This window comes from Martinezella sp. CNPSo 3959 (assembly GCF_057784355.1).
The window spans coordinates 289,077-314,493 of sequence record NZ_JBXSOV010000004.1; the positions used below are offsets into that span (position 1 = coordinate 289,077).

Annotated in this window: 24 protein-coding genes; 16 read left to right on the forward strand and 8 right to left on the reverse strand. The window is 59.5% G+C overall.

Annotated elements, in window-relative coordinates; genetic code table 11:
• Positions 1 to 134: 134 nt before the first annotated feature.
• Positions 135 to 1,967: a DNA mismatch repair endonuclease MutL gene (gene mutL / locus AC13RE_RS13805; protein WP_488563321.1), complete on the reverse strand. Its 1,833-nt coding sequence runs from the start codon at positions 1,965 to 1,967 to the stop codon at positions 135 to 137.
• 344 nt (positions 1,968 to 2,311) lie between these two features.
• On the opposite strand from mutL, the gene AC13RE_RS13810 reads away from it, so the two are divergent.
• Together AC13RE_RS13810 and AC13RE_RS13815 are read left to right on the forward strand one after the other, a co-directional pair.
• Positions 2,312 to 4,045: a response regulator gene (locus AC13RE_RS13810; RefSeq protein WP_488563322.1), complete on the forward strand. Its 1,734-nt coding sequence runs from the start codon at positions 2,312 to 2,314 to the stop codon at positions 4,043 to 4,045.
• Positions 4,046 to 4,172: 127 nt separating this feature from the next.
• Positions 4,173 to 5,528: an EAL domain-containing protein gene (locus AC13RE_RS13815; RefSeq protein ID WP_132715945.1), complete on the forward strand. Its 1,356-nt coding sequence runs from the start codon at positions 4,173 to 4,175 to the stop codon at positions 5,526 to 5,528.
• Between the two features lie 74 nt (positions 5,529 to 5,602).
• Here AC13RE_RS13815 and AC13RE_RS13820 read toward each other — a convergent pair whose 3' ends face one another.
• From AC13RE_RS13820 to AC13RE_RS13840, 5 genes are all read right to left on the reverse strand, one after another.
• Positions 5,603 to 6,223, reverse strand: a complete 621-nt coding sequence (locus AC13RE_RS13820) for a PRC-barrel domain-containing protein (RefSeq protein WP_488485614.1) — start codon at positions 6,221 to 6,223, stop codon at positions 5,603 to 5,605.
• A 356-nt stretch (positions 6,224 to 6,579) separates the two neighbouring features.
• The gene (locus AC13RE_RS13825; RefSeq protein ID WP_112335417.1) at positions 6,580 to 7,467 is read right to left on the reverse strand and encodes an SMP-30/gluconolactonase/LRE family protein; all 888 of its coding nucleotides are present in this window, start codon (positions 7,465 to 7,467) and stop codon (positions 6,580 to 6,582) included.
• A gap of 3 nt (positions 7,468 to 7,470) precedes the next feature.
• A complete protein-coding gene (locus tag AC13RE_RS13830) occupies positions 7,471 to 8,106 on the reverse strand; it encodes a 2-dehydro-3-deoxy-6-phosphogalactonate aldolase (protein ID WP_488563323.1) in 636 nt (211 codons plus the stop codon).
• Positions 8,106 to 9,038 carry a 2-dehydro-3-deoxygalactonokinase gene (locus AC13RE_RS13835; protein WP_488563324.1) on the reverse strand — a complete coding sequence of 311 codons (933 nt, stop codon included), beginning with the start codon at positions 9,036 to 9,038 and terminating at the stop codon, positions 8,106 to 8,108. Before AC13RE_RS13835 ends, AC13RE_RS13830 begins: the two co-directional genes overlap by 1 nt.
• A gap of 37 nt (positions 9,039 to 9,075) precedes the next feature.
• Positions 9,076 to 9,846 carry an SDR family oxidoreductase gene (locus AC13RE_RS13840; protein ID WP_132715949.1) on the reverse strand — a complete coding sequence of 257 codons (771 nt, stop codon included), beginning with the start codon at positions 9,844 to 9,846 and terminating at the stop codon, positions 9,076 to 9,078.
• Positions 9,847 to 9,973: 127 nt separating this feature from the next.
• On the opposite strand from AC13RE_RS13840, the gene AC13RE_RS13845 reads away from it, so the two are divergent.
• The 12 genes from AC13RE_RS13845 to AC13RE_RS13900 all read left to right on the forward strand — a co-directional run bounded on the left by AC13RE_RS13845 (position 9,974) and on the right by AC13RE_RS13900 (position 22,134).
• Positions 9,974 to 10,783, forward strand: a complete 810-nt coding sequence (locus AC13RE_RS13845; protein WP_488563351.1) for an IclR family transcriptional regulator — start codon at positions 9,974 to 9,976, stop codon at positions 10,781 to 10,783.
• A gap of 324 nt (positions 10,784 to 11,107) precedes the next feature.
• The gene (locus AC13RE_RS13850) at positions 11,108 to 11,848 is read left to right on the forward strand and encodes a helix-turn-helix transcriptional regulator (protein ID WP_488563325.1); all 741 of its coding nucleotides are present in this window, start codon (positions 11,108 to 11,110) and stop codon (positions 11,846 to 11,848) included.
• Positions 11,849 to 12,482: 634 nt separating this feature from the next.
• Positions 12,483 to 13,643, forward strand: coding sequence for an iron-sulfur cluster carrier protein ApbC (apbC, locus tag AC13RE_RS13855; protein ID WP_488563326.1), 1,161 nt, complete (start codon positions 12,483 to 12,485; stop codon positions 13,641 to 13,643).
• A 413-nt stretch (positions 13,644 to 14,056) separates the two neighbouring features.
• Positions 14,057 to 15,034 carry a magnesium transporter CorA family protein gene (locus AC13RE_RS13860; RefSeq protein WP_488563327.1) on the forward strand — a complete coding sequence of 326 codons (978 nt, stop codon included), beginning with the start codon at positions 14,057 to 14,059 and terminating at the stop codon, positions 15,032 to 15,034.
• A gap of 53 nt (positions 15,035 to 15,087) precedes the next feature.
• Positions 15,088 to 16,953, forward strand: coding sequence for a potassium transporter Kup (locus tag AC13RE_RS13865; protein ID WP_488563352.1), 1,866 nt, complete (start codon positions 15,088 to 15,090; stop codon positions 16,951 to 16,953).
• Between the two features lie 165 nt (positions 16,954 to 17,118).
• Complete coding sequence (locus AC13RE_RS13870) at positions 17,119 to 18,297, forward strand: cell wall hydrolase (RefSeq protein ID WP_488563328.1); 1,179 nt, start codon at positions 17,119 to 17,121, stop codon at positions 18,295 to 18,297.
• Between the two features lie 314 nt (positions 18,298 to 18,611).
• On the forward strand, positions 18,612 to 18,956 hold the full coding sequence (locus tag AC13RE_RS13875; RefSeq protein WP_488563329.1) for an AtpZ/AtpI family protein: 345 nt from the start codon (positions 18,612 to 18,614) through the stop codon (positions 18,954 to 18,956).
• Between the two features lie 78 nt (positions 18,957 to 19,034).
• Positions 19,035 to 19,787, forward strand: a complete 753-nt coding sequence (locus AC13RE_RS13880; protein WP_112335429.1) for a F0F1 ATP synthase subunit A — start codon at positions 19,035 to 19,037, stop codon at positions 19,785 to 19,787.
• Between the two features lie 66 nt (positions 19,788 to 19,853).
• Positions 19,854 to 20,081: a F0F1 ATP synthase subunit C gene (locus AC13RE_RS13885; RefSeq protein WP_015338972.1), complete on the forward strand. Its 228-nt coding sequence runs from the start codon at positions 19,854 to 19,856 to the stop codon at positions 20,079 to 20,081.
• Positions 20,082 to 20,159: 78 nt separating this feature from the next.
• Entirely contained in the window at positions 20,160 to 20,753 is a 594-nt protein-coding gene (locus AC13RE_RS13890; RefSeq protein WP_488563330.1) for a F0F1 ATP synthase subunit B, read from the forward strand.
• 3 nt (positions 20,754 to 20,756) lie between these two features.
• Positions 20,757 to 21,248, forward strand: coding sequence for a F0F1 ATP synthase subunit B (locus tag AC13RE_RS13895; RefSeq protein ID WP_132715953.1), 492 nt, complete (start codon positions 20,757 to 20,759; stop codon positions 21,246 to 21,248).
• Between the two features lie 121 nt (positions 21,249 to 21,369).
• Complete coding sequence (locus AC13RE_RS13900) at positions 21,370 to 22,134, forward strand: phosphotransferase (protein ID WP_488563331.1); 765 nt, start codon at positions 21,370 to 21,372, stop codon at positions 22,132 to 22,134.
• 3 nt (positions 22,135 to 22,137) lie between these two features.
• Here the strand turns inward: AC13RE_RS13900 and rnhB are convergent, their stop codons facing one another.
• Entirely contained in the window at positions 22,138 to 22,797 is a 660-nt protein-coding gene (rnhB, locus tag AC13RE_RS13905; protein WP_488563332.1) for a ribonuclease HII, read from the reverse strand.
• 106 nt (positions 22,798 to 22,903) lie between these two features.
• On the reverse strand, positions 22,904 to 24,061 hold the full coding sequence (locus tag AC13RE_RS13910; protein WP_112335433.1) for a PA0069 family radical SAM protein: 1,158 nt from the start codon (positions 24,059 to 24,061) through the stop codon (positions 22,904 to 22,906).
• 241 nt (positions 24,062 to 24,302) lie between these two features.
• Here AC13RE_RS13910 and AC13RE_RS13915 point away from each other — a divergent pair, with 241 nt between their 5' ends.
• Positions 24,303 to 24,821, forward strand: a complete 519-nt coding sequence (locus tag AC13RE_RS13915) for a glycosyl transferase (RefSeq protein WP_488563353.1) — start codon at positions 24,303 to 24,305, stop codon at positions 24,819 to 24,821.
• 277 nt (positions 24,822 to 25,098) lie between these two features.
• A complete protein-coding gene (locus AC13RE_RS13920; RefSeq protein WP_488563333.1) occupies positions 25,099 to 25,407 on the forward strand; it encodes a hypothetical protein in 309 nt (102 codons plus the stop codon).
• Positions 25,408 to 25,417 lie beyond the last annotated feature (10 nt).

Sequence of the window (25,417 nt, forward strand, 5' to 3'; positions counted from 1 at the left end):
GTCCTTGATCTGTCCTATCCATTTGCCATACCGCACTACAGCGGCGCGCGTCAAATATGACGCGTAAAGATCGCTGCGGCAGGCGCGACTTCCAGCCTATTTTCCGGAAAAGTTCCTTTTGGAAACGGCTGAGGTCAGCTGCGCCCGAACAGCCGCTCGATGTCTGTGAGCTTCAATTCTATATAGGTCGGCCTGCCGTGATTGCACTGTCCGGAGCCCGGCGTCGCCTCCATCTGGCGCAAAAGCGCGTTCATCTCTTCCGGGCGCAGACGTCGGCCGGACCTTACCGAACCGTGGCAGGCCATGGTCGCGGCTACATATTCCAGCTTGGCGGCAAGGCCCGAGGCCGTATCCCATTCGGCAATCTCGTCGGCCAGTTGCCGAACCAGGCCCTGTGCGTCGACCTCGCCGAGCATGGCCGGCGTTTCCCTGACGGCGACTGCGCCTGGCCCGAACCGTTCGATGGCGAGGCCGAGTTCGCCGAGCTCTTCGGCAAACACCATCAGCCGGTCGCAATCCTCTTCTGGCAGGTCGACGATCTCGGGAATGAGCAGGACCTGCGAGGACAGCCGCTTCGAATGCAGGGCCTTGCGCATGGCTTCGAACACCAGCCGCTCATGCGCCGCATGCTGGTCGACGATGACGAGCCCTTTCTCCGTCTGGGCGACGATATAGTTCTCGTGCAATTGCGCGCGGGCGGCACCCAGCGGAAAGCGGGCCGGCTCCTCGGCTCGCATTGCTTCCACCGGAGGCGCCACTTCGGCGCGCGCGGTGGGCATGGCAAGGCCGTCGAAGGCGGCCTGCGGTCTTTCGGCAAATCCGTAGCCTGCCGGTGCCGCTGCTCGCTCATAGGGACGAGATGGCGAAGTTTCCGCCGTCCAAGGAGCCGCCGCCGGCGCGGGTCGCCAGCCTGGCTGGAAGCCCGAGCGACCGGCGGTAAACGCCCGCAGCATGCCGTCCGCGCCGGTGGTGGCCGCGCGATCGCCCTCGCGCGCCAGTGCCTCGCGCACAGCCCCGACGATCAGGCCGCGTACGAGACCGGGATCGCGGAAGCGCACATCGGATTTCGCCGGATGCACGTTGACGTCGACCAGCGCGGGATCGAGCCTCAAGGAAAGGACGGCGACGGGATAACGTCCGGAGGGAATGGTTTCGGCATAGGCGCCGCGGATCGCCGAGAGGATCAGTTTGTCCTGCACCGGCCGTCCGTTGACGAAGGCATATTGATGCGCGGAGTTGCCACGGTTGAAGGTCGGCACGCCGGCAAAACCGCTGAGGCTCACATCCTCGCGCACCGCATCGAGCGCGATGGCATTGTCCTTGAAATCGGCACCCAGTATCTGCGCCATGCGGGCGAGATGATCATCGCCGGTCGCTGGAAATTCGAGCGTCGAGCGGTCGCTGCCCGACAGCACGAAGCGCACGCGCGGAAAGGCGATCGCCATGCGCTTGACGACTTCGGTGATCGCGGCCGCTTCCGCCTTCTCCGTCTTCAGGAATTTGAGGCGCGCCGGCGTCGCGAAGAACAGGTCGCGCACCTCGACGATCGTGCCGGGATTGGCGGCGGCGGGGCGAAGATGCAGAACCTTGCCGCCGGCAACGGCGATCTCGGCGCCGCTGCTTGCTCCCGCTCTGCGGCTTGCAATCGAAAGCTTCGCCACCGAGCCGATGGAGGGCAGGGCCTCGCCGCGAAAGCCGAGGGTTCGAATGTCTTCCAGCGTCTCGGAAATCTTAGAGGTACAGTGGCGCCGGACCGCGAGTTCGAGGTCGGCTTCCTCCATGCCCGAGCCGTTGTCGGTCACCCTCAACAACGCCTTGCCGCCGCCTGCGGTGGCGATCTCGATGCGGGTCGCACCGGCATCGAGCGCATTTTCGATCAGCTCCTTGGCCGCGCTTGCCGGGCGCTCGATGACTTCGCCGGCGGCGATCTGGTTGATCAGGGTCTCGGAAAGTTGCTTGATGGCCATGGCTGCATTCTCGTGGATTCGCGCCGGTGTGGAAAGAGGAAAGGCGATCCGCACGCGCTTACCCACTCGTTTCCCACCCGTGCTTTGTTGAGAAATTTAATCAATGTTTAAGGGAATGATGACAGGTTGCCGAGACAGAACTTGAAATGACCGCAGGTGGCGCGTTTCGTGCATGCTGACGGCTCTCGATGGCAGGTTGGTGGCCATCAGTCAAATGGAGCCAGGTGCCATCTGCTTCAAGTGCCAAGGCCAGCATGCAACTTCCACGAATTTGCCTTGCAGAGCGAATGCCGCTTTGTCGATTTGCCGTGTTGTGAAACTGGTTGAGTGTAGGAATCCGACGAATGACTGCCGAGATTGAAAAGGCAGCTTTGGCAATGACGACGGCTGATACGCCTTTCGGCGGCAGTCTGCAGACGATGTTCTTCGATGCCCTTTGCGATGGTCTTTCCAGCGCCTTTTTCGCCTATGACAAGAACGACCTATTGCTGTTTGCCAGCCGTCAGGTTCTGAACTTTTTCCCGATTGCCCCTGATTTCCTGCAACCCTCGACGCGACTGCGCGATTTTCTGGGCGCCGTCTTTGATAGCGGTGTACGTTATCAACGCAACCAGAGCAAAATGGCTGCCAGCCGTGACGATTGGATATCGCAGCGCATAGCTTCGCATTGGCGTGAGCGCTTCGAGACCACCGAGCATTTTGCCGACGACCGCTGGGTGCGCGTCCTCAACCGGCGGCTATCCTCGGGTATCGGTTTCTGCATTATCGCCGATGTGTCCGAAGCCAGGAAACGGGAAGAGCAATGGCGCGTTGATATGGAGCGCGTGCAGCTGACCGAGGATATTCTCGACAATCTGCCCTTTCCGGTTTTCGTCAAGGACCAGAATCTCGTCTATGTCGCGGTCAACCGGGCATTCTGCGACAAGTACCAGACGGCGGCGGACGAAGTGCGCGGCCGCAAGAGCATCGATATCTTCTCCACCGACCTCGCCAATCGCTTTCATGAGAGCGACCGGCATGTGATCGAGACTGGCGAAATGTCGATCTCCCGGCAGCGCCAGATTGCGCGTGACGGCGTCGAGCGCGACATCGTCACCCGCAAGCAGCGCATCGGCAAGCCCGACCGCTATTTCCTGGTCAGCACCATGCAGGACTTGCCCAAGGATGGCGGCGATTTCGACGAGTTCGCGCTGGCATCGAGCATCCGGGAAAACAGCGATCGCTCCTATCGCCGTGCCTATGTTCCGATGGTTGCGCTGCAGACCATTTCTCGCCGTCCGGCCGCCATGGAAACCTTCGTTCCGGAGAATTTCAACGGCCGCAAGGTGCTCGTCGTCACGCCGGATTTCGCTGCCGAAACGGCGGCTCTGAAGACGCTCGAGAAATATGGCTTCGAAGCCTGCGTCGTTCACAACGAGAATGAAGAGGCGGCTTTTCTGGACGTGGCGAGCGCGCATGGCGTCAAGATCGACCTGGTCATCGTCGACAACCAGCTCGGCAAGCGCGGGATTGAGCTGGCCGAACGGCAGAACCTTACCGCGCTGTCGTTGGACGGATCGCAGCTTGCAACCGAGCTTGCCTTCCTGATCGCGCGTCATTTCAATCGCAACATCCGTGGCGAACTGGGCGAGATCGTCGAACCCGGGCTTGCATCCGAATGGCGGCGTGCGGCCAGTGAGGAACGCCGGGCGCAAATCCTGGTCGCTGAAGACAATGACATCAATCAGATCGTCTTCTCGCAGATCCTCGAAGGGTTGGGATACAGCTATGTGATTGCCGCAAGCGGTGATGAGGCGGTGCGCCTATGGCAGGAGCATCGTCCGGAACTGATCCTGATGGACATCTCGCTGCCGGGGCTGAACGGTTTTGAATCCACCCGGCTGATCCGCGGCGCGGAAAAAGGCAGCGGCACCCATACGCCGATCATCGGCGTCCTGACTCAGGGTTTCGAGCGGGACCGCAAGGAATGCGCCGAGGTCGGCATGGACGACGTCATTCTGAAGCCGGTAAGCCCCGACATCATCGAGACCGTCTTCCAGAAATACATGCGCGGTGCCCTGAAGGCGCAAAATAGATAAATGCTACAATGATATCACCACCGACGGCAACTTATCGCCGGTGCCGAATGACCGTCTCCTTGGCATCCTTTGTTAAGACTTCCCCGGCATGCTTTTCCCCCGGGTGGAGAAAAGGTCGGAACCAAATATGAAGTCGACTGAGATGCTGCCGGGGCCAGCCAGTCAAGAACCGCAGGCAATTGCCTATACCGATCCGCTCACGGGGCTCGGCAATCGATATCGCATGCGTGAACGCGCGCGTGCGCTTTCGCGCGAACGTGCCGACGATCCCGCACCCTTTACGATCGGAATCGTCAATCTCGATGCCTTCAAGCCGATCAACGACCTGTTCGGCGTCGAAGCGGGTGACGAGATCCTCTGTCAGGTTGCCCATCGCCTCAAGGCTTGCATACCCGATGGCGCGCTAGTGACACGTCATGACGGCGATGAGTTCGCCTTTGTGCTGCCGCTTGTCTTCGAACGGGTCGGTGCCGAGAAATTCGGACAGATGATCCGCGAAGTGCTGTCGGCGCCCTATGATCTCGGCGATCGCAACGTCCGCCTTTCCGCCTCCTTCGGCTTCGCCATCCATCCTTTCGCCGGAGAGGAGTTCGATGATCTCCTGAAAAATGCGGATACGGCGCTCTATCGCTCCAAGCGTCGCGGCCGCGGCCAGATCACCGTCTATTCCAGGGAGATTGCACAGGAAATGAGGCGGGCGACGCAGCTCGAACAGGCGCTGCGCAATGCCATCATTTCCGATTCCATAGACGTACACTTCCAGCCGATCGTCTCGCTTGCCAATAACATGGTTCTCGGTTTCGAGGCCCTGGCGCGCTGGAACGATCCGGATCTCGGTTTCGTCTCCCCCGCTGTTTTCGTGCCGCTTGCCGAAGAGAGAGGCTTCATCGACGCGCTCTCCGAAACCCTGCTGCGAAAAGCAGCGGAGGCAGCACTCTCGTGGCCGCGCGAATTGTTCCTGTCCTTCAATCTCTCCTCAGCGCAGCTGATGGACCCCGGCACGAGCAGCAGCATTCTCGCGATCCTGACGCGCGCTGGCCTGGACCCGCATCGTCTCGAGCTCGAAATTACCGAAACCGCGGTGATGAGCTCAGCCGAGACGGCCCATCGCATTATCACCGACCTGCGTGCGGTCGGCGTGCGCATCTCTCTGGATGATTTCGGCACCGGGCAATCCAGCCTTGGGCGCTTGCGGGAATTCATCTTCGACAAGGTGAAAATTGACCGGGCGTTCGTCTCGCGCATGAATTCGGATAGGGCTTCCGAACATATCATCAAGGCTGTTCTTGCCATGTGCGAAGGACTTGATCTGCGTGTTGTCGCGGAAGGTATCGAGGACCACGCCGAAGCGGCGAAGCTGAAGGCGCTGGGCTGCGCCATGGGGCAGGGCTATTATTTCGGAAAACCGGTCGACGGCGCTGCGACGCTTCGTTACCTGCAGACCCATTATTTCGATCTCAGCCACGAACGCGAAATCGCTTGAGTTTGAAAAAGGTCGAAGAAAGCGGCGATCCGTAAGGGTCGCCGCTTCTGTATTTCGCCAGACTTCGTCGATATTTACTTGTTGGTGGTCGACGAAGTCGTCGTGTTGTCGGTTGCCGGCATTGTCGACGTTCCGGACGATTGAGCCGCCTTTTCGGAAGCCTGCATCGAGAGGGTCTTGAACTCCGGTGCAGCCTTCAGGGAATCGGCCGTTTCAGTCGTCGTCAGCTTCACCGTCCCGTCCTGAGGGTTCTGGGTGGCGCTGATCTTATCGAAAGGAACGGCGACGTTTTTCTGGCCCAAGCCAAGGAAGCCGCCGACGCCGACGATGGCGGCAACGACGCCGCCCTGCTTCTGCAGGATCAGGTCGTTGATGCTGCCGATGCTTTCATTCTGACCGTTATAGACCGACTGGCCCATATAGGTCTTGGCGCTGATCTGATCCGCGGATTGTGTGGTCAGATAGCCAGCTTGGCCGCCCGTTGCGGGGGCAGGAGCCTGAGCACTTTTCTGTGCTGCCGAGCTATCAGGCTTGGTGACGCCGGGCGTTGCCGGTGCGCTTTGCGTCACCGGCGCGTTATTGCCTGCGCCGCCGTTCGAGGGCTGTTGCGCCTGGGCAAAAGCCATGGGTGAAAGCACGGACGCCGTAGCAAAGATGGCGCCTGCGGCAACGGAAGTGAAGAGTTTCCCAGTCATCGTGAACCTACCTTTCATTCTGATGGGCATGCTTCGTCATACGCGCATGCTTACCAGCGCGAGTGGAACTTTTGTGATGCCGGCCGTTATCGGACCGGTCCTAGAGGCAATGGCTCAGGGAGGTTTTGGTTCCGTCAAAAGTTGCAGAAAGTTGCGTCGCGCAGCTCGGAAACAAAAGGAATATGTTGGGGAATCAATAGATACCGCGGCAAAAGACAACCGGAAAGATTATTAGGATCGCAGAGAACGATCGAGCTCAGATTTCAATTTGTTTCGAGGCCGAACGTGTCTTGCGGCCTGCCTGACGCGTCAAAATAATACCGCCCTCAGCCTGATCGGCTGAAGGCGGCTTTCAATCAAAGCTTGTATGGAGGATCGAAAACGCCCTTCACCGTCAGGCCAAGCTCCAGAAGAGCACCAGCCTGCGGCTGCATCGAGCGCGCCTCCTCATCCAGCCCTTCCCAGGCGGTCGTCACGGCCAGCCGGTCCGCATTCTTGCCGATGAAGGCGGGGCAGGACGGCTGCATCGCGGGTACGCGATAGCGCTCGATGCGCAGGCCGTCCGGGCTGTATTTGTCGACGAAGCCGGAGCCCCAGCGCGCGTTCCAGATATAGCCGTCGGCATCGCAGACCGAGCCGTCGAGGCCGCCTGGATCTTCCATGCTGTCGACCATGACGATCGGCTCGCCCGCCGGAAGCCCCGTCTCGGGATCCACGAGCACGCGCATGAGCTGGCTGACGCGGGTATCGGTGAAATATCCGATCGTACCATCGGGCGAGAAGCAGATGGAATTCGGAATGCTGATCTGGTCGAAGATCTTGGTCACCTTGCCGCCGGCGACATGATAGATCGCGCCTGCCTGCATCTCGGCGCGCTTGCCCATGGTGCCGATCCAGAGCGATCCGGAAATATGCGTGCGTCCGTCATTGGAGCGGTTTTCGGGCTTGTCGGCTTCAATGGCCGCATAGAAGCTCAATTCGCCAGTTGCGATATCGCGCAGGAAGAGGCCCTGTTCGGTCGCGATCATCTGCCGTTCCGCATCGACACGTGCCAGCACGCTCGCCATCATCGGCAGCTCGTGAACCTGCTTCTTGCCGGTCGGCAGGTGCAATTCGTGCAATTCCTTGCCGAGGATGTTGAACCACCAGACTGTATCCGTATCAGGGTCGTAGGTTGGGCCTTCGCCGAGGACGGAGGAGGTGTTGCAGAGAATATTCCCCTGAAAATCATGAATATCGGTCATAGATCAGGCTCCTACGGCTGCATCATAGGCATAAATGGTCACCTTGGCGCGTTCGGCAACCTCCGCTGCCGTCATTGCCGGCTTGTAGAGGCTGGTGCCGAGACCGAAAGCGAGGATGCCTGCCTTGGTGTAATCGGCAAAATTCTTGTCCGAAACGCCACCCACCGCGGCGATGACGAGTTCCGGCGGCAGCACTGCGCGAATGGCCGTGATGCCGGAGGCGCCGAGCACGCCGGCGGGGAAGAATTTAAGCCCGGTGGCGCCGGCGCGCGCGGCCGAAAGCGCTTCCGTGGCGGTGAAGACGCCGGGCATCGTCACCATGCCTTTGTCGCGGGCGCGGCTGATGACCGCAGGCTCCACATTCGGTGTCACCAGGAGCTTGCCGCCGGCGCCATCAAGCCTGTCGACATCTTCGACCGTCAGCACCGTGCCGGCGCCGATCAGGCAATCGGCCGGCGCCATCTTGGCAGCGATTTCTATGGAGCGGAACGGCTCCGGCGAATTCAGCGGGATTTCAATTGCCGTGAAGCCTGTTTCGATCAACGTGCCGACAATGTCAGCCGTTTCCTCGGGCTTGATGCCGCGAAGAATGGCAATGAGCGGGCGCTTCATGGGCGGAAAGGGGGTACGAGTTGTCATCAGCTTTTACTTTCTTTCTTGAACCAGATCGCTTCGGCCGCAGCGGAAAGTCCGCGGCGGACGGCGGCATCGGCGTCGATCGTCTTAAAGGGGAGGGAGAGGGAGCGGAACGCGTCTTCGTAGAGCGCCTGGAGGCGGCCGGAGGCAACGAGCGTGATGGCCGCATTCTGCCCCGCAGAGGCGCGCGCGCCGGCGATTTCCGCGCCGATCAGTGTGCCTGATATGAGCGCCTGCGCGGCGACTGCCGTCAGCCCGTTCAGAAGCTGGCCGGAGCGAGCCGTGAACAGCAGATTGGTGAGGAGCGCCGGCTTATCCAGGGCCGTCTTGAGGGCGGTCTCGAATGTCTTCGTGTCGGCCGGCATGTCTGCAGCACCGGCAACCGCATGCGATAGGATGCTATGCTTGGTAATGACGTCGAAAAGCTCGCCCGTCATGAAGGTGGAAAAGCCTGTCACCTGACCATCCAGCACGCGCACCCATTTCGAATGGGTTCCTGGCATGCAGACGAGTTGTTCGCCCTTGGCGTCGGCGGTAACCGTGCCGAGCAGCTGCGTTTCCTCGCCGCGCATGACGTCGGGCACCTGTTGGCTGCGTTGCGCCAGGCCAGGCAGGATACGGATATCGCGGGATTGTCCGGGCACGGAGACAGCTGCGGTGAGGATTGCGGCAAGGGAAGTCGGCGTATCGATATAGCCGGCTTCCACCCAGCCCTGGCGCGCGCCGGCCATGCCGCAGACGATGACGGGAATGGCGTCCGGCGCCGATACGGCGTCGAGATGTGCCTGCAGGACCTTGTCAAAGCCGGTTTGCGCGGTCGTAGTCATGCCTTCGCCGCTGCGGCGCTCCGCGAGAATGCTGCCGTCTTCGCCGATCAGCCACAGCCGGAAACTGCTGGTGCCCCAGTCCACCGCGACATATGCCGGTTTCGTCATGAGAAATGCTCCAAGTCTTGCGTCAGAAATCTTAAGATTAGAAAATGCCACCATCGACAGTGATGGCTTGTCCGGTCATGGCGCCGGAGCAGTCCGAAGCCAGAAAGAGCACTGGACCGACCAGATCCTCGGGGTTCAGCACGCGCTTCAGGCATTGCCGGTCCATCATCTTCGCCATGCCGTCCTCCGTCAGCCAGAGGTCGAGCTGGCGCTGTGTGACGATCATTCCAGGCAGAACGGCGTTGACGCGGATATTCTCCGGCCCGAAGCGTCCGGCAAAGCTCTTGGTCAGCCCGATGATGCCGGACTTTGCGGTCGCGTAGGATGATAGAAGCGGCGGGTTCATCTTGAAGACGATCGAGGAGAAGTTGATGATCGCGCCGCCGCCGGCTGCGCGCATGCCCGGTGCCGCCGCCTGTGAGACGAAGAAGACTTGCTTCAGATTGATCGCCTGATTGTTGTCCCAATATTCTTCGGTCGTGGTGTCGATGTCGTGCCGGTCGTCCCAACCCGCGTTGTTGACGAGGACCCGGATCGCCCCGAGATCGGCCTCGACGGCCGCAACTGTGTTTTTGATCGCGCCGACATCGCGCAGGTCGGCATGGTAGAAGGCAACGGGATGGGCGGATTGATCCGAAAGCTTGGCCGCAAGCGCCTTGCTGGGTTCCTCGGCTATATCAATGAAGGCAACTTTCGCCCCCTGACGGGCAAAAGCCTCCACAAGGCTTGCGCCGATGCCGGAGCCTCCGCCGGTGACGAGAACCGTGCGATCTTTCAGATCGGGAAATTGCGCCTGAATATCGGCCAAGATGTCTCCTCCCAAGATCAATGAAAAGTTCCATTATTCGGAACATAATTTGACTATATGGAATTATCGAACTACCCTTGCACAGTGTCAAGGACAGTGCGGTTTTGCCAGAGATAAATGAATGAGTATGGGTCTGGGTTCAGAGGCGGGAAAAAATAAAAGGCATCGCGATCGGGAAACGGGGACGCTCGGAAAGCTCGTCTCCCTGCTCGATTTCGTCGCACTAGCTGATAAGCCCATGCGCTTTACCGACATTCTCTCGCTTTCCGATCAGCCGCGCGGCACGCTGCATCGACAATTGTCGCATCTTGTCGACGAGGGGCTTCTGGAGGTCGACCGCGACGGGCGCTATCGGATCGGATTGCGGCTCCTGACCCTTGCCTCGCGCAGCTGGGCGCGCAACGAGTTTCGGGCGATTGCCGAGCCGCATCTTCACCGTTTGCAGGAGGTGACGGGTGAAACCGTGCATCTCGGCGTCCTGCGGGGCGCGGAGGTGATCTATCTCGATAAGGTGGAGGGTCAGCAATCCGTGCGGATGTATTCGCAGGTCGGCAATGCTTCTCCCGCCTATTGTACTGGGGTCGGCAAGGCGGCGCTTTCTGCGCTCGACGATGCCGAGCTTGCAGAGAGAATATCAGGTCTCGAATATCGCCCCTACACAGAGCATACCCTTCGCTCCCCCTCGGAGCTGCTCTCCGATATCTCGCAAATCCGGGCGCGCGGCTACGCCTTCGATCTTGAGGAACACGAAAACGGTATCTGCTGCGTCGCTGCGCCGATCTGCTCCGATGATGGTCATATGCTTGCCGGAGTCTCGGTGACCGGCCCGGCCTATCGCGTCACGCAGCAGAGGCTGCAGGCATGGGCGCCACGGGTGGTCGTTGCCGCTGATTCGATCATGATGGACATGCGCAACCGCATGGGCCCCAAACGTTAATCCCAGCAGATCTGGCGCAACGACTGCGGGAACTCCGGGGGATTTAATGCTGCCGGCGCGGGATCTTAGCGCAATTGCTCGTTTATCTTGAATTTTACTGTTGAGATATGGCAAAGAACTGCCATTATCTTCAGGTGCTTGTTGAAGCCGTCGAGGATTTAGCGAGATGACGAGGGGGAGATAATAGTAACGGGCGTCGACGCAATCATGATTTTGGAAAACTTATATTTTGCCGAGCAGCCGATAGTGGCGCCGGGACGTTAATCGTGAAGGGCAGCGAGCGGAAGCTTCGTATTTTTGCCCTCTTTTACATAAAGAAAACTAATGATGGCGGCATTGGTACAAGCAGGAATGTCCCCTCGCGACGAGGATCTGATCGAGGAAATCACCAGGCTTAAGACGCAGTTCGATGTGTTCCGTTTCATGAAGGGATTGACGGAGGCCTACCGGTGCCGCGCCTTCATGGTCCTTAATCTTCCGCCGATCACATCCTCCGACTTGCAAAGCAGCTCGGTAATCAACAACTGGCCGGCCGAGCTGCTGTCGATCTACGATCAGGAGAACCTGCTGTCGACCAGCCCAGTGTTGCTGCGTCTGCGCGCCTCCACACTGCCTTTTCTTTATCAGGTAGCGGCAAACCCCAATCGCGAAGAGAGCAAGTCGCAGCTTGTCGTGGCTTTGTTCGAGCGTTTCCGCATGACGCGTTTCGCTTATTTCCCAACCCATGATGCCTCAGGTCTTCGCGGCGCTGTTTCTTTGGCTGGCGATCGCGAACACTTTTCGCCGCAGGAGATCAAGGATCTCTTTTATATTGCGGTTCACGTTTTCGACCGGCTTGCCGAAATTCGCAGCCTGGATGTTCGCGTCGTCGATACGCTTACCGACCGTGAAATCGATTGCCTGAATTGGACGGCCGCTGGAAAGACCAGCGCCGAAATCGCCGAAATCCTCTCCCTGTCGGAGCATACGGTCAATCACTACCTCAATCGCGCAACCAAGAAGCTCGACACCGTCAACCGTACGCAGGCTGTCGCCAAGGCCCTGCGTGTCGGATTGATAAAATAGTTAGGCCTCCCATTGCAGCGATGCTGTGATACGGCAGTGATGGGAATTTGCGCAGCATGTGAATAATTTTTGTGCGCTGCAAATAAAATATGATGAAGTCTGCAGCGACCATCCGCTCCCCTGTTTCAGGTGCGATTCAGATAACGTGCTGAAAACGCGTCGCTTTCCGGATTTTTGGAAACTGGCACGCTTCCTGCTTCTTAGGAAACAGAGGTCCAGAGGGGACTTTGATAACAGCGCCGATGAAAACGTGCGCGGATCAAGCGACCGCCGCCGACACCTTCGCCATAGCTTCTCCCGGCGAAGGGATCGGCGGCGGTTGTTACTTATTTGGCACGCTGATTAGGTTCCGACGCAGTTTCGAGACGATTTTCGCGCCGTTGCCCTATATATTTCAAATGAATGATCTATGTCGGCCCGCGACCATGTCTTCCCGAATTGGGAGAGCGTTGCGGCTGGTAAGGGTTTTTCTTTATGGACCCGGCGGACCTGCCGGCCGCAACGAAGACGTTTTTATCGACGGCGTCCCGAATTTCGTTTGGCGAAGCCACGCCTCTCCACTATCTAAGCCAGAATGATTTCGGAAAGCGCCGCCTATGCTGCGCTGCCGAAAAGATTCTGCAGTGAGGATGAAATGGCAGACATCACCAAGGAACAGGTGCTGGAAACGTTGAAGACGGTTCGCGGCCCGGACCTGGAGCACAATATCGTCGAGCTCGGCATGGTTTCCGATGTGTTCATTTCCGACGGCAAGGTCTATTTTTCCATCACCGTTCCCGCCGAGCGTGCCAAGGAGTTGGAGCCGCTACGGCTTGCTGCCGAGCGTGTCATCAAGGACATGCCGGGCGTCAAGGGCGCCCTAGTCGCGCTGACGGCCGACAAGAAGGCCGGCGCACCAGCGGCGAGGCCCGCGCCTGCACAGGCTGCCCCGCACGCCCATTCCCATTCGCATCCTCATCAACACGCGCCGCAACAGCCGCCACGCGCCGCCAAGATCGGCGTTCCGGGTGTCAAGGCCATCATCGCCGTTGCCTCGGGCAAAGGGGGCGTCGGCAAATCGACGACAGCGGTCAATCTGGCTCTCGGCCTGCTGGCCAATGGCCTGAGCGTCGGTATTCTGGATGCCGATATCTACGGGCCTTCGATGCCGCGCCTGTTGAAGATTTCCGGACGCCCGACCCAGATCGATGGGCGCATCATCAATCCCATGGAGAATTATGGCCTAAAGGTCATGTCGATGGGTTTCCTCGTCGAAGAGGAAACCGCGATGATCTGGCGGGGGCCGATGGTGCAATCGGCGCTGCTGCAGATGCTGCGCGAGGTCGCCTGGGGCGAGCTCGACGTGCTTGTTGTCGATATGCCGCCCGGCACCGGCGACGTACAGCTCACCATGGCGCAGCAGGTGCCGCTTGCCGGTGCCGTTATCGTCTCGACGCCGCAGGACCTGGCGCTGATCGATGCGCGCAAGGGCCTGAACATGTTCCGCAAGGTCGAGGTTCCGGTCCTCGGCATCGTCGAGAATATGAGCTACTTCATCGCCCCCGATACCGGCGCGCGCTATGATATCTTCGGTCATGGCGGCGCTCGCAAGGAGGCGGAGCGCATCGGCGTGCCTTTCTTGGGCGAAGTGCCGCTGACCATGGGCATTCGCGAGACCTCGGATGCGGGAACGCCGCTTGTCGCCGCCGAGCCGAACGGGGTGGTTGCAAAGATCTATCGCGAAATCGCCGCCAATGTTTGGAAGCAAGTCGCGGATAGTCCACAGCGCGCGGCACCAGCGATCGTATTTGAATAATTCACCAGGACGGATCTGCTTTCCCTGTGGCGGCGGATTGTCTTGTTGGCATCCTGTGCTATGACTTCGCAGGATTGGCCAAACTGCGGCGAAGCATGCGATGAAGAGGTTGTGACTTGATTCTTTGCGAGCTTTGCTGCATATGCGCCGCCTGCGTGGAACTGGTCGGTCGTTTCCGATGACCAATCTCCGCCAAATGGTGGTTTTATTTCGGCCGCGCAGGCGTCTTCGCCCGGACGGACGAGGGATTGGTACAGCAGCGCAATGGAACATGAACACGGATTCCCGGCCGGACGGGCGGGATATGACCGGGGTTTTATGAGCTTTTTTTGTCGGCCATTGGTGAGATCGCAGAGGATGCGGGCAACGCGCCCCGACGCCGCCTGCATCTATGCTGCCGCAGGAGCGCGCAGTTGATAACTGCCTATTGCTCAGGTTCGAAGCCGCTCGAGCTTCCCGATCTCTCGGCGACCGATCGGCTGCCCGACGATGCCGTGTGGATCGACATGGTCGATCCGTCGCGCGAAGAGGAAGCCAATATCGAGCGGCTGCTTGGGCTCGAAGTGCCGACGCGTGAGGACATGAAGGATATAGAGCCCTCGAGCCGGCTCTATATCGAGGACGGCTCGGTCTTTTTGACGGCCTCGCTCCTTTGCAAGGCCGACACCAGCCTGCCGATGTTGACCGATGTCGCGTTTATCCTGGCGGGACACCGGCTGATCACTATTCGCTATGCCCAGCCGAAGTCTTTCGCTCTCTTCATTGCTGCCCTTCCGCGTATCCCGCAGGAGCGACGCACTGGCGTGGCGCTCCTGGCGAAGCTGCTCGAAACGATCGCTGATCGGACCGCCGAGGTCCTTGAACAGACGGTTGCGGGTGTCGATATATTGTCGGTGCATGTCTTTGGCGATCGCGTGAAGAAGGTCCGCCGGCCGGGGAACTATCTCGAGGAAAAGCTCAAGGACATAGCGCGCTATCACCGTACGCTCAGCAAGATACGTGACAGTCTGAGTTCGCTGTCGCGCCTGCTGACCTTCCTTCAAGCTATCCCCGCCATGCAGCAGGACCACGAAGCAAGGGATCTCTGCCGCAATGTTTCGAGAGATGTTCAATCTCTTTCCGAGCATGCGTCCTTCGTCGCGGGCAATATCACCTTCCTGCTCGACGCATCGCTGGGGCTGATCAACATTGAGCAGAACGCCATCATCAAGATCTTCTCGATCGCTTCCGTGGTGTTCCTGCCGCCGACGCTTGTCGCCTCCGTCTATGGCATGAATTTCGAACATATGCCCGAATTGCATTTTGCCTTTGGCTACCCTGCATCGCTGTTGTTGATGGTGGTTTCCGCCATCGTTCCGTTTTTCTTTTTTCGCTGGAAAGGCTGGCTCTGAGAGTCTAGTGATCCTGAATGTCTAACGAAACCCATCATTCTCCCGACGGGAAAATGGACGCTCGCAAGCTCGCCTACCTCGCCCTCGGTTCGATTGGCGTTGTTTATGGCGATATCGGCACAAGCCCGCTCTATGCCTTTCGCGAAGCATTGAAGCCGGTGGCCGCTGACGGTCTGACGCGCGGCGAAGTCATCAGCGTCATCTCGCTGATGTTCTGGACGCTGACGATCATCGTCACGATCAAATATGTCCTTTTTCTGCTCCGCGCGGACAATGACGGCGAAGGCGGCACGCTCTCGCTCCTGGCGCTGTTGATGAAGACGGCGAACGGCCACACCGCCATCCTGATGTTGCTGGGATTGCTGGGTGCCGCGCTTTTCCTCGGCGATGCGATGATTACGCCGGCGCTTTCGGTCCTTTCGGCGGTCGAAGGTCTGAAGCTCGTTACCCCGCAATTGTCGGATTATATCGTGCCGATATCGGTGGCAATTCTGGCATTGCTTTTTGCGATCCAGTCGCATGGTACCGGTGCCGTTGCCCGTTTCTTCGGCCCGATCACCGCGCTGTGGTTCATCGTCATGGGTCTTGTCGGCATCATGCACATTTCCGATGATTACAGCATTCTGGCAGCGCTCAATCCCTGGTATGCGGTGACCTTTCTGATGCGCGAGGGCTTCCTCGGCGTCGTCGTTCTCGGTGCCGTGTTCCTGACGGTGACGGGCGCGGAAGCACTCTATGCCGACCTCGGCCATTTCGGCCGCCGCCCGATCCAGTGGGCCTGGTTCGTGCTGGTGTTTCCGTCGCTTACCTTGAACTACTTCGGCCAGGGCGCGCTGGTGCTGCGTGACCCCATGGCCATGTCGGACCCGTTCTTCCTGATGTTTCCGCACTGGGCGATCCTGCCGGTGGTCATTCTTGCCACGATGGCGACGATCATCGCCAGCCAGGCCGTCATTACGGGTGCTTTCTCGCTGACCCGCCAGGCGATTCATCTCGGCTTCCTGCCGCGCATGGAAATCCTCTTCACCTCCGAGACCAATACCGGGCAGATCTTCCTGCCGTCGGTCAACACGGTCCTGTTCTTCGGCGTCATCTTCCTGGTGCTGGCCTTCAAGACCTCGGATGCGCTGGCGACCGCCTATGGCATCTCAGTGACCGGCGCGATGGTCGTTACCTCGATCATGGCCTTTGAGTTCGTCCGCGTCCGCTGGAACTGGACGCTGCCGATGGCGGTTGCCGTGCTCACGCCGCTCTTGCTGCTGGAATTCGTCTTCCTGGGTGCGAACCTCCTTAAGATCCACGACGGCGGCTACGTGCCGGTGATGATCGCGACGGCCTTTACCGTCATCATGTGGACCTGGCGCCGCGGCACCGCGATCCTTATGGAAAAGACACGCCATACCGATATCCCGCTGTCGTCCTTCGTCAGTTCGATCGAGCGCAAGAGCGATCACTCGCCGGCGCATGTGCCAGGTACGGCGATCTTCCTGACGAGCGATCCGGAATCCGCGCCCGCCGCGCTGCTGCACAATCTGAAGCACAATCACGTCCTGCACGACAAGAACGTCATCCTGACGATCCGCACCATCAACAAGCCGCGCGTCGCCCAGGAGGATCGTTATACCGTCGAGAAGGTTTCGGACCGTTTCTCGCGCGTCGAGCTGCGCTTCGGCTTCATGGAATCGCAGAATGTCTCGCAGGCGCTCGCGACCCTGCGCAAGACCGGCCTGAAGTTCGACATCATGTCGACCTCCTTCTATCTCGGCCGCCGCAAGCTGGTGCCGGATGCGAAATCAGGCATGCCGCACTGGCAGGACCGGCTTTATATCGCCCTCGCCAACGCCGCGACCGACCCTTCGGATTACTTCCGCCTGCCGGCCAACCGTGTGGTGGAGCTGGGATCGCACGTCATCATTTGACACGAATATTCTTGCTGGTTGTTCAAAGGCCCGGTGGATATCCGCCGGGCCTTTGTTTTCGGTTCACCGCCTGCATGACCATAGATTCGCCCGAATTAACCATCCATCAAGGTTAATGGGAGATTATTCCGGCTCCTGGTTTCGAGTGCCGTTTGGAGTCCGGTGTTGTCTCGCTCGCGTTATGTCAGCCGCAAGTCGCGGTTCCTGCCACAAAATTGGACCTCTCCAGTCGTCTTCGGACTCTGCGCCTGGCTTATTTTTCCATCGACGGCAGCCTATGGCGATCTTGCCGGTCTGCTTGCCGGGATCGATAGGGAAGGGGCCAATTGGCGAATGGTGATGACAGATTCGCCAGCCGGCTCCACCCATCAGGCGGAGCTGGCCTTTGGCGATGCCAAGGCGTCGTCTGCCGTTGGAGACGGCGGTCTGATATTGCCGGACGGACGGCGCGTCGCCTTCCAATCCGAAGCCAAGGGCAGCGATCCCCGGCCCGATGAGGACCGCATCAACCGGCAGGACAAGAAAGGCAGAGTGGTGGCCATCACGCCGATGCTGCCGCCGAAGGATTTTTCCGCGGGCTCGGTGCTGCAGCGCCAGAGCATGCTGTTTCGGCCGGAATCGGCGACCGGCGAGCGCACCGCCTTCCTGAAGCCGCAGCTCGGCGGCAAGGAAATCCAGATTGCCACCGCTTTCTACAAGAAGGAGCCGCCGAAGCTGGACGAGAGCGTGCCGGCCTATATCGCCAATCTGGTCACCAACCAGAATGCCGATGTTCTGGCCGCCGCCTATGCCTCGCCGGCGCCGGACTATGCCCGCGTTTCACCCTTCGATTCCATTCTCGCCAAGGATCAGGACGACGAGGGGCGCTTCGTGCCGCAAATCGGCCCGAGGGATCATGCCTGGGCCGCCAATGTCCTGCCGCCATCGGTCTTCTCCTCCGACGAGCAGCAATGTCTTGCGACCGGCATCTATTTCGAGGCGCGCGGCGAGTCCGTGAAAGGACAGGCCGCTGTCGCCCAGGTCATTCTCAATCGTGTCCGTAATCCCGCCTATCCAAAGACCATCTGCGGCGTCGTCTATCAGAATGAGGATTGGACCAACGCTTGCCAGTTCTCCTTCGCCTGTGACAACGTCAAGGAGCGCGTCAATTCGCCAGAACACTGGCGTATTGCCCGCCAGGTCGCCATGGCGGTCACCGCCGGCAAGATCTGGCTGCCGGAAGTCGGTTCCGCCACTCACTATCATGCTGTCTATGTTCGGCCGAAATGGGCTGCCGAAATGGTGAAGGTTGGCCGCATAGGCATGCACATCTTCTACAGGACCTATGGCGGCGGTTGGAGCTGAGGCGGCCGGTTCCGGCAGATTGACACGGCGGCTAGGGCCACTTCCCCCGGCAAAAAAGCCGCAGGAAAGCATGGGCTGAAGAGGATTCTTCCGCTCAGTTTTCGGTCAATATGGCTCTTTCGGTCTAAACTCATGATTTAATTGGGCTAATTTATGGCTGGACAGATGGTGTCTACGCCTTGACTATACTTTTTCCTAAAACTATGTTGCGCGCGACTTCAAAACGGGCCGAAAGGTGGCGAAACCTGCTGTTCGTTTACGCGTTGACCGGGGTAAAGGGATTGCGCGCAACGAATAAAGGGGAGGATGCCACCATGACGGATGACCGCGACGAGGGTCTGGAACAGCGGCGGGCGCAGCTGGGAGCCGAATTGGCGAACAAGCGCGCTGCGGTGAGAGAGGATGAACGCGGGGAGGTTCACGCCGAGGAAAGCCGCAAGGGCTACGCTCAGGCGATGAAGCTTTCCAGTGAGTTCATTGCTGCAATCATCGTTGGAGCCGTTCTGGGCTATGTCTTGGACCGTTTTCTCGGTACGACGCCGTGGGGCATGATTATTTTGCTGCTTCTCGGATTCTGTGCCGGCGTGCTGAATGTGCTGCGCTCTGCAGGCAAGGTGGCGACACCGGAGCCGCAGGGACGTGAGCCTGGTAAGAAATGAGCGGAAGCGACGCAACGGCGTTGTTTCCAGATAAGAAGCATCCGCTCGGTGGAGCGGAATAATGAAAGAGAACAAGCGGTGGCAAACGATCCTACCCATCAGTTCCTGATCTTTAAGATTATCCCGATCGATATCGGCGGAATTGATTTTTCGTTCACCAATGCTTCGCTGTTCATGGTTGCCTCGGCAGTGCTGTCCGCGGGCTTTCTGTATTTTGCCAGCGCGCCCCGCGCCGTTGTCCCGACGCGCTCGCAGTCCGTTGCGGAAATGGCCTATGAGTTCATCGCCTCGATGTTGAAAGAGGGGGCGGGAACGAAGGGAATGAAATTCTTCCCGTTGGTCTTCTCTCTCTTCATGTTCGTCCTGACGGCGAACCTGCTCGGCCTCGTTCCTTACTTCTACACCGTCACGAGCCAGATCATCGTCACGCTGGCGCTCGCACTGCTCGTTATCTTCACCGTTATTTTCTACGGTTTGATCAAGCATGGCTTCGGCTTCTTCAAGATCTTCGTTCCTGAAGGTGTTCCGGGAGTTCTCTTGCCGCTGGTGGTGGCGATCGAGATCATCTCCTTCCTCTCCCGCCCGGTTTCACTCTCTGTTCGTCTTTTCGCCAACATGCTGGCCGGTCATATCACGCTCAAGGTGTTCGCAGGCTTTGTCGCCTCGCTCGGAGCCCTCGGCGCGCTTGGTATCGGCGGGGCCGTTCTTCCTCTTATCATGACCGTCGCCCTCACCGGTCTCGAGTTCCTTGTCGCCTTCCTTCAGGCTTACGTCTTTGCGGTGCTGACTTGCATGTACCTCAACGACGCAATCCATCCGGGCGGCCACTAAGGATAAAGACATTGGCGTCTAATGGCGTCAGTCATTCACCGCACAACCATTTCAAAGGAGTTCAACATGGACGCGGAAGCAGCAAAGTTCATCGGCGCAGGTTTGGCTTGCTTTGGTATGGCCGGCACGGCTCTCGGCCTCGGCAATATCTTCGGCAGCTACCTGTCCGGCGCACTGCGCAACCCGTCGGCTGCTGACAGCCAGTTCGGCCGTCTGGTATTCGGCTTCGCCGTTACGGAAGCTCTGGGCATCTTCTCGCTGCTCGTCGCTCTCCTCCTGCTCTTCGCCGTCTGATATCAGCGGCGTCATAGATCACGGTTCGCGAGCAGCGAGCCGTGATTCTTTGTATTTGCAGACCACCTGGAGGTGAGCATGTTTGTGACCCCGGCATATGCTGAAGAAGCACCGCCGGCCGCCGGAGCGGTGCACACGGAAACGGGTGCGCCGAATGAAGGCCATCACGGCGGCGTATTCCCGCCGTTTGACCATACGACGTATCCGTCACAGCTGCTTTGGCTGGTGATCACCTTCGTCATCTTCTACGTGGCCATGCAGAAGATCGTTATTCCGCGCGTCGGCACCATTCTGGAAAGCCGGCACGACCGGATCGCCCAGGATATCGAGGAAGCCTCGCGTCTGAAGGCTGAAGCCGACGCCGCCGTTGCGACCTATGAAAGCGAATTGGCCGCTGCGCGCGCCAAGGCAAATTCCATCGGCGCCACCGCTCGCGATGCCGCCAAGGCCAAGGCCGAAGAGGATCGCAAGGCAATCGAGGCGAGCCTGGCTGAGAAGCTCAACGCCGCAGAAGGCCGCATTGCTGAAATCAAGGCGAAAGCCTTCGGTGATGTCGGTGCAATTGCCGAAGAGACTGCCGGTGCCGTCGTCGAGCAGTTGGTCGGAAATGTCGCCGGCAAGGCCGATGTCGCCTCTGCGGTTGCGGCAGCCGCCGCAAAGCAGGAGGGCTGATCCATGGAATTTTCTTTCGACAACACCTTCTTCGCGTTTGTCAGTCTCCTCATCTTCCTAGGCCTGATCGTTTACCTCAAGGTTCCGGGCATGATGGCAAAGTCGCTGGACGACCGTGCCGATCAGATCCGCAACGAGTTGGCGGAAGCCAAGCGCCTGCGCGAAGAGGCTCAGCACCTGCTGGCCGAATATCAGCGTAAGCGCAAGGAAGCCGAGGCTGAAGCAGCACATATCGTTGCCGCAGCCGAGCGCGAAGCGGAAATGCTGACGACCGAGGCTCGCAAGAAGACCGAGGAGTTCGTCGCCAACCGTACGGCTCTGTCCGAGCAGAAGATCAAGCAGGCCGAAGCCGATGCGATGAAGGCGGTCCGCTCCGCTGCCGTCGATTTGGCAATCGCCGCTGCTGAATCGGTGCTTGCCAAGAAGGCTGATGGCAGCGTTCAGTCCGGCCTCTTCAGCGACGCCGTCAAGGAAGTGAAGACCCGGCTGAACTAAGCCTTGGGACTAGCGAAATTCGAAAGAGCCCTGCTTCGGCGGGGCTTTTTTTGTTTCATGCTCAGTCATGATTGATCATCGCTGCAATGGGAGGCAAGATCACTACATGAGGGGAGAGTGGATGCAGATTGCGACAGGCAGCGAACCGTTTCGTCAAGACGATCTCATCCTAAGACCAGCGGCCATCTGGACACCGGGCGTCCACGCTTTACTGGCTGCGCTACATCGGCATGGCTTCGATGCAGCTCCGCGTCCGGCTGGATATGACGAGGTCTGGGAACGGGTAACCTATCTGCTCGGAGATACCGGCGATCTCGATGGCCACGCCGCTATGCGCGGCGAAAAGGCGCTGCGGTCGGCTGCGTCGCTACTACGTCGCTATCACGATTGCTCCGCCCTGTTCGCAAAAAGCCTCGCGGCCAGCTACGCATGGCAACTGCCCGCCCGCTCGCCTTGCGAGGTCATCTGCCATGGGGATTTTGCCCCCTACAATGTCGTCCTGAACGATGGCGAAGTGACGGGTATCATCGATTTCGAGGCTGCGCATCCCGGTCCGCGAATGTGGGATCTGGCCTATGCCGTCTATCGCTGGGCGCCGCTGTCCTCCGGCGTCGCTATCAAGGAAATGGACACTCTTGCCGCCCAACTCGGTCGCGCCCGTATCTTTATCGATGCCTATGGCCTGTCTGTTAACGAGCGTAGCTCATTGCTTGACGTCATCGTCGAGCGGCTTGAGGCGCTATTGGCTTTCATGGAACGGGAAGCTGCCCGCGGCATCGAGAGATATCGCCGGAATCTCCAGCAAGGACATGATCGCATCTACCGGGAAGACATCGCCTATATCAGAAAATGCTCGACTGAAATCGTCGCCGGACTGACGGGCTGAGTTTCAAACGGCCTCTTTGCGCAGCGGGCGGAAGCTCATGCGATGCAGGGAGCAGGGGCCATGCTCCTCGATGCCAGCGCGATGCTGAGGAGTGCCATAGCCGGCATGGGCTGCGAAACCATAGGCTGGAAAGACAATGCTCGCGCGCGCCATCATCCGGTCGCGGGTCACTTTGGCGACGATCGATGCGGCAGCGATGGAGAAGGAACGCGTGTCTCCCTTGACGACGGCCTTTCCCGGGCATGCAAGCCCGGCTGGCACATCGAGCCCATCGGTCAGCACATAGCTTGCCGGCACGGCCAGTCCGCAAATGGCACGGCGCATCGCATCGAGGCTTGCCTTGCGGATATCGGTCGTGTCGATACGACCGGCACTCGACGAGGCGATAGAGACCGTTGCTGTTGCGAGAATCTCCACGAACAGCTCTTCGCGCCTGGCCGCGGTCAGCTGTTTGGAATCGTTGAGCCCTTGCGGGATCCGCTCAGGGTCGAGAATGACGGCGGCGGCGACCACCGGTCCGGCAAGCGGCCCCCGGCCAGCCTCATCTGCCCCGGCGACAGGCCAATGCCCGGCCCGGCGCGCAATCAGCTCCAGCTCAAACGTCGGAACGAGCGGGGCGTCCTCGAAAAGCATTGGAGAATCGGGTGATGTGCTGCGTGTCATGCGGCGAAGCTCGCACACCACCCGATCTCCTGCAAGCCCCCGGTGGATCAGGGCGGCGAACCGGGGGGGCTTTTCCAGCGGGGTCAGGGAAAACCCGCAAGGAATATCAAAGCAGCGACAACTGGACGCCGCTGCCATCTGGCGGCACGAACAGATCGTCGCGCAAAGCGATATTGCGGCGCGTAAGCTCGAGCCGGCGCGTCGCCATTTCGAAGCGACGGCTGATCTGCCAGGCATAAGGCCCGGCACCCTTCATGCGCTTGCCGAACTCCGCATCATAATCCTTGCCGCCGCGCATCGAGCGGATCAGCGACATGACGTGGCGATAGCGATCCGGATAATGCTGCAGCAGCCAATCGCGAAAGAGCGGGCTCACCTCCAGCGGCAGCCGCAAAATGACATAGCTTGCCTCCTGCGCGCCGGCTGCCTTGCCCGCATCGAGAATGCGCTCGATTTCATGATCGTTGAGGGCAGGGATAATCGGCGCCACCATGATCGCGGTGCGGATGCCGGCCTCGTTCAAAGCCTGGATCGCCTCCAGCCGCCGTGGCGGCGTCGCCGCCCGCGGCTCCATGGTGCGCGCGAGCTTGCGGTCGAGCGTCGTCACCGACAATCCCACCCGCACAAGGTTCTTGGCAGCCATCTCCTTTAGAATGTCGATATCGCGCATGACCAGCGCCGATTTGGTGACGATAGCAACGGGATGGTTCGCCCGGTTCAGCACTTCGAGGATTTGGCGCATGATCCGCCATTCCTTCTCGATCGGCTGGTAGGGGTCGGTATTCGTCCCTATGGCGATAACGCGCGGCTTGTAGCCCGGCTTTGCGAGTTCGCGTTCCAGAAGCTTGGCTGCATCCGGCTTGGCAAACAGCTTCGATTCGAAATCCAACCCCGCCGAAAGGCCCATATAGGCATGCGTCGGCCGCGCGAAGCAGTAGATGCAGCCGTGCTCGCAGCCGCGATAAGGGTTGATCGATCGATCGAAGGGTATGTCGGGCGATTCGTTACGGGTAATGGCCGTGCGCGGCTTCTCCACTTGCACTTCGGTTTTGAAAGGCGGCAGCTCTTCCCAGCTCTGCCAGCCGTCGTCGAAAGCCTCGCGTTGCTGCGGCTCGAACCGGCCGCTCGGGTTCAATCCGGCCCCGCGTCCGCGCCGACGCTCGACGTCGACCCTGAGACCGGAATCGGCGATCAAAGCGTTGGCAACGTCTGCCGTATTGGCAGGCGCGAAAGCGGCCTGCCCTGCAAGGGACTGCTCGTTCATCGGTAGCTCCAGGGCGGTTTATGCCATCGCACGCCGCGTCTAAGATGATTAAATTCCTATCCGACAAATGAGAACATTGCAAGAACAAAAATCCGAAATCACCATTTTCCACCTTGTTGAGAGGAGGTATTTGGCGATACCGGCGGCGAGCGTTTCCGGCGGCATATGATGCTTTTCTTAAACGTTTGGAGCCGAAGGTTGGGTGCTGGCAATAAATTATGCGCCGCTCTATAAATGGGCAATGTTGACGGTCATCATCGAATGCCAGGATCACGAACCGGAACTGGCGCAGACATTGGCGGCATTGGTGGCAGGCGCGGTCGAGGGGCTGGTCAGCGACGTGGTCGTGCTCGATCACGGTTCGAGTGATGGCACATCGAAAGTCGCAGATGCCGCCGGCTGCCGCTTTTACTCGCAGTGGGATATCAAGGACATATTGCGGGCGGCCCGCGGCGAATGGCTGTTGCTGGTCGAGCCGGGCGCGCGGCCGCAAGCGGGCTGGATCGACGAGGTCGCCGAATATGTCTCCCTGAACAAAGGCCCGGCGCGGTTTACGGCGTCCCGCGGCTATCGGCGCCCCTTTCTGAAGCGGATCGGCCGCCGTTCGCCGCCATTGGAGTTGGGCCTGCTGCTTTCGAAGCACCAGGCCGTCGCGATCGCCAGGTCGGGAATGCAGCTCGCGGAATTTGCCAAGGGCCAGAAGGGCCGCAGGCTTTCAAGCGAACTCATTCCCTCCTGGGTGGCGCGCGCAGCGCGATAGGGCCTAGAACATTTCCGCTTTCCTTCGGATCGCGAAAACGCTCTATCTTCTTGTTTTTACGCAGCTCCGGACGCAAAACCGCTTCGCACTTTTGCTGGAGCTGCTCTAGCGTTCCGCAGATTCCATTTGTAAACGCGGGAATAGCTGCGATAATTCGTGTGTGGCGGCACCTTACGCGTGTCGCGTTGGTGACCGACCATGAAGATGCCGATATCAGGCGGAACTGGTCAGCGGAATTCTCCTTTTTCGCCGGGATTTCGGCGAAAGGAGGTGCGTTATGAAACGCACGATGCTCTACCGCTTCATGGCAACTCTCTTCGTTGCAAGTGCAATTCTTTTCCCCGGCATTGCCGCCGCTCAGGTAACCTTGGCCTGTGCCAAGCGCGTCGATATCGTCGCGTTTCTTGGCGACCATCTTTCGGAAAAGCTTTCGGCTGTCGGCAAGCTCGATCAAAGCACGATCGTTGAGATCTATGCTGCTGAGAGCGGCAACTGGACACTGCTGATGAGCGACATATCCGGCCGGAGCTGCATCATACTCAGCGGCGATTCCTGGGAATCAATTCCTGTCCTGCCGAAAGCATGACCGCCACGCA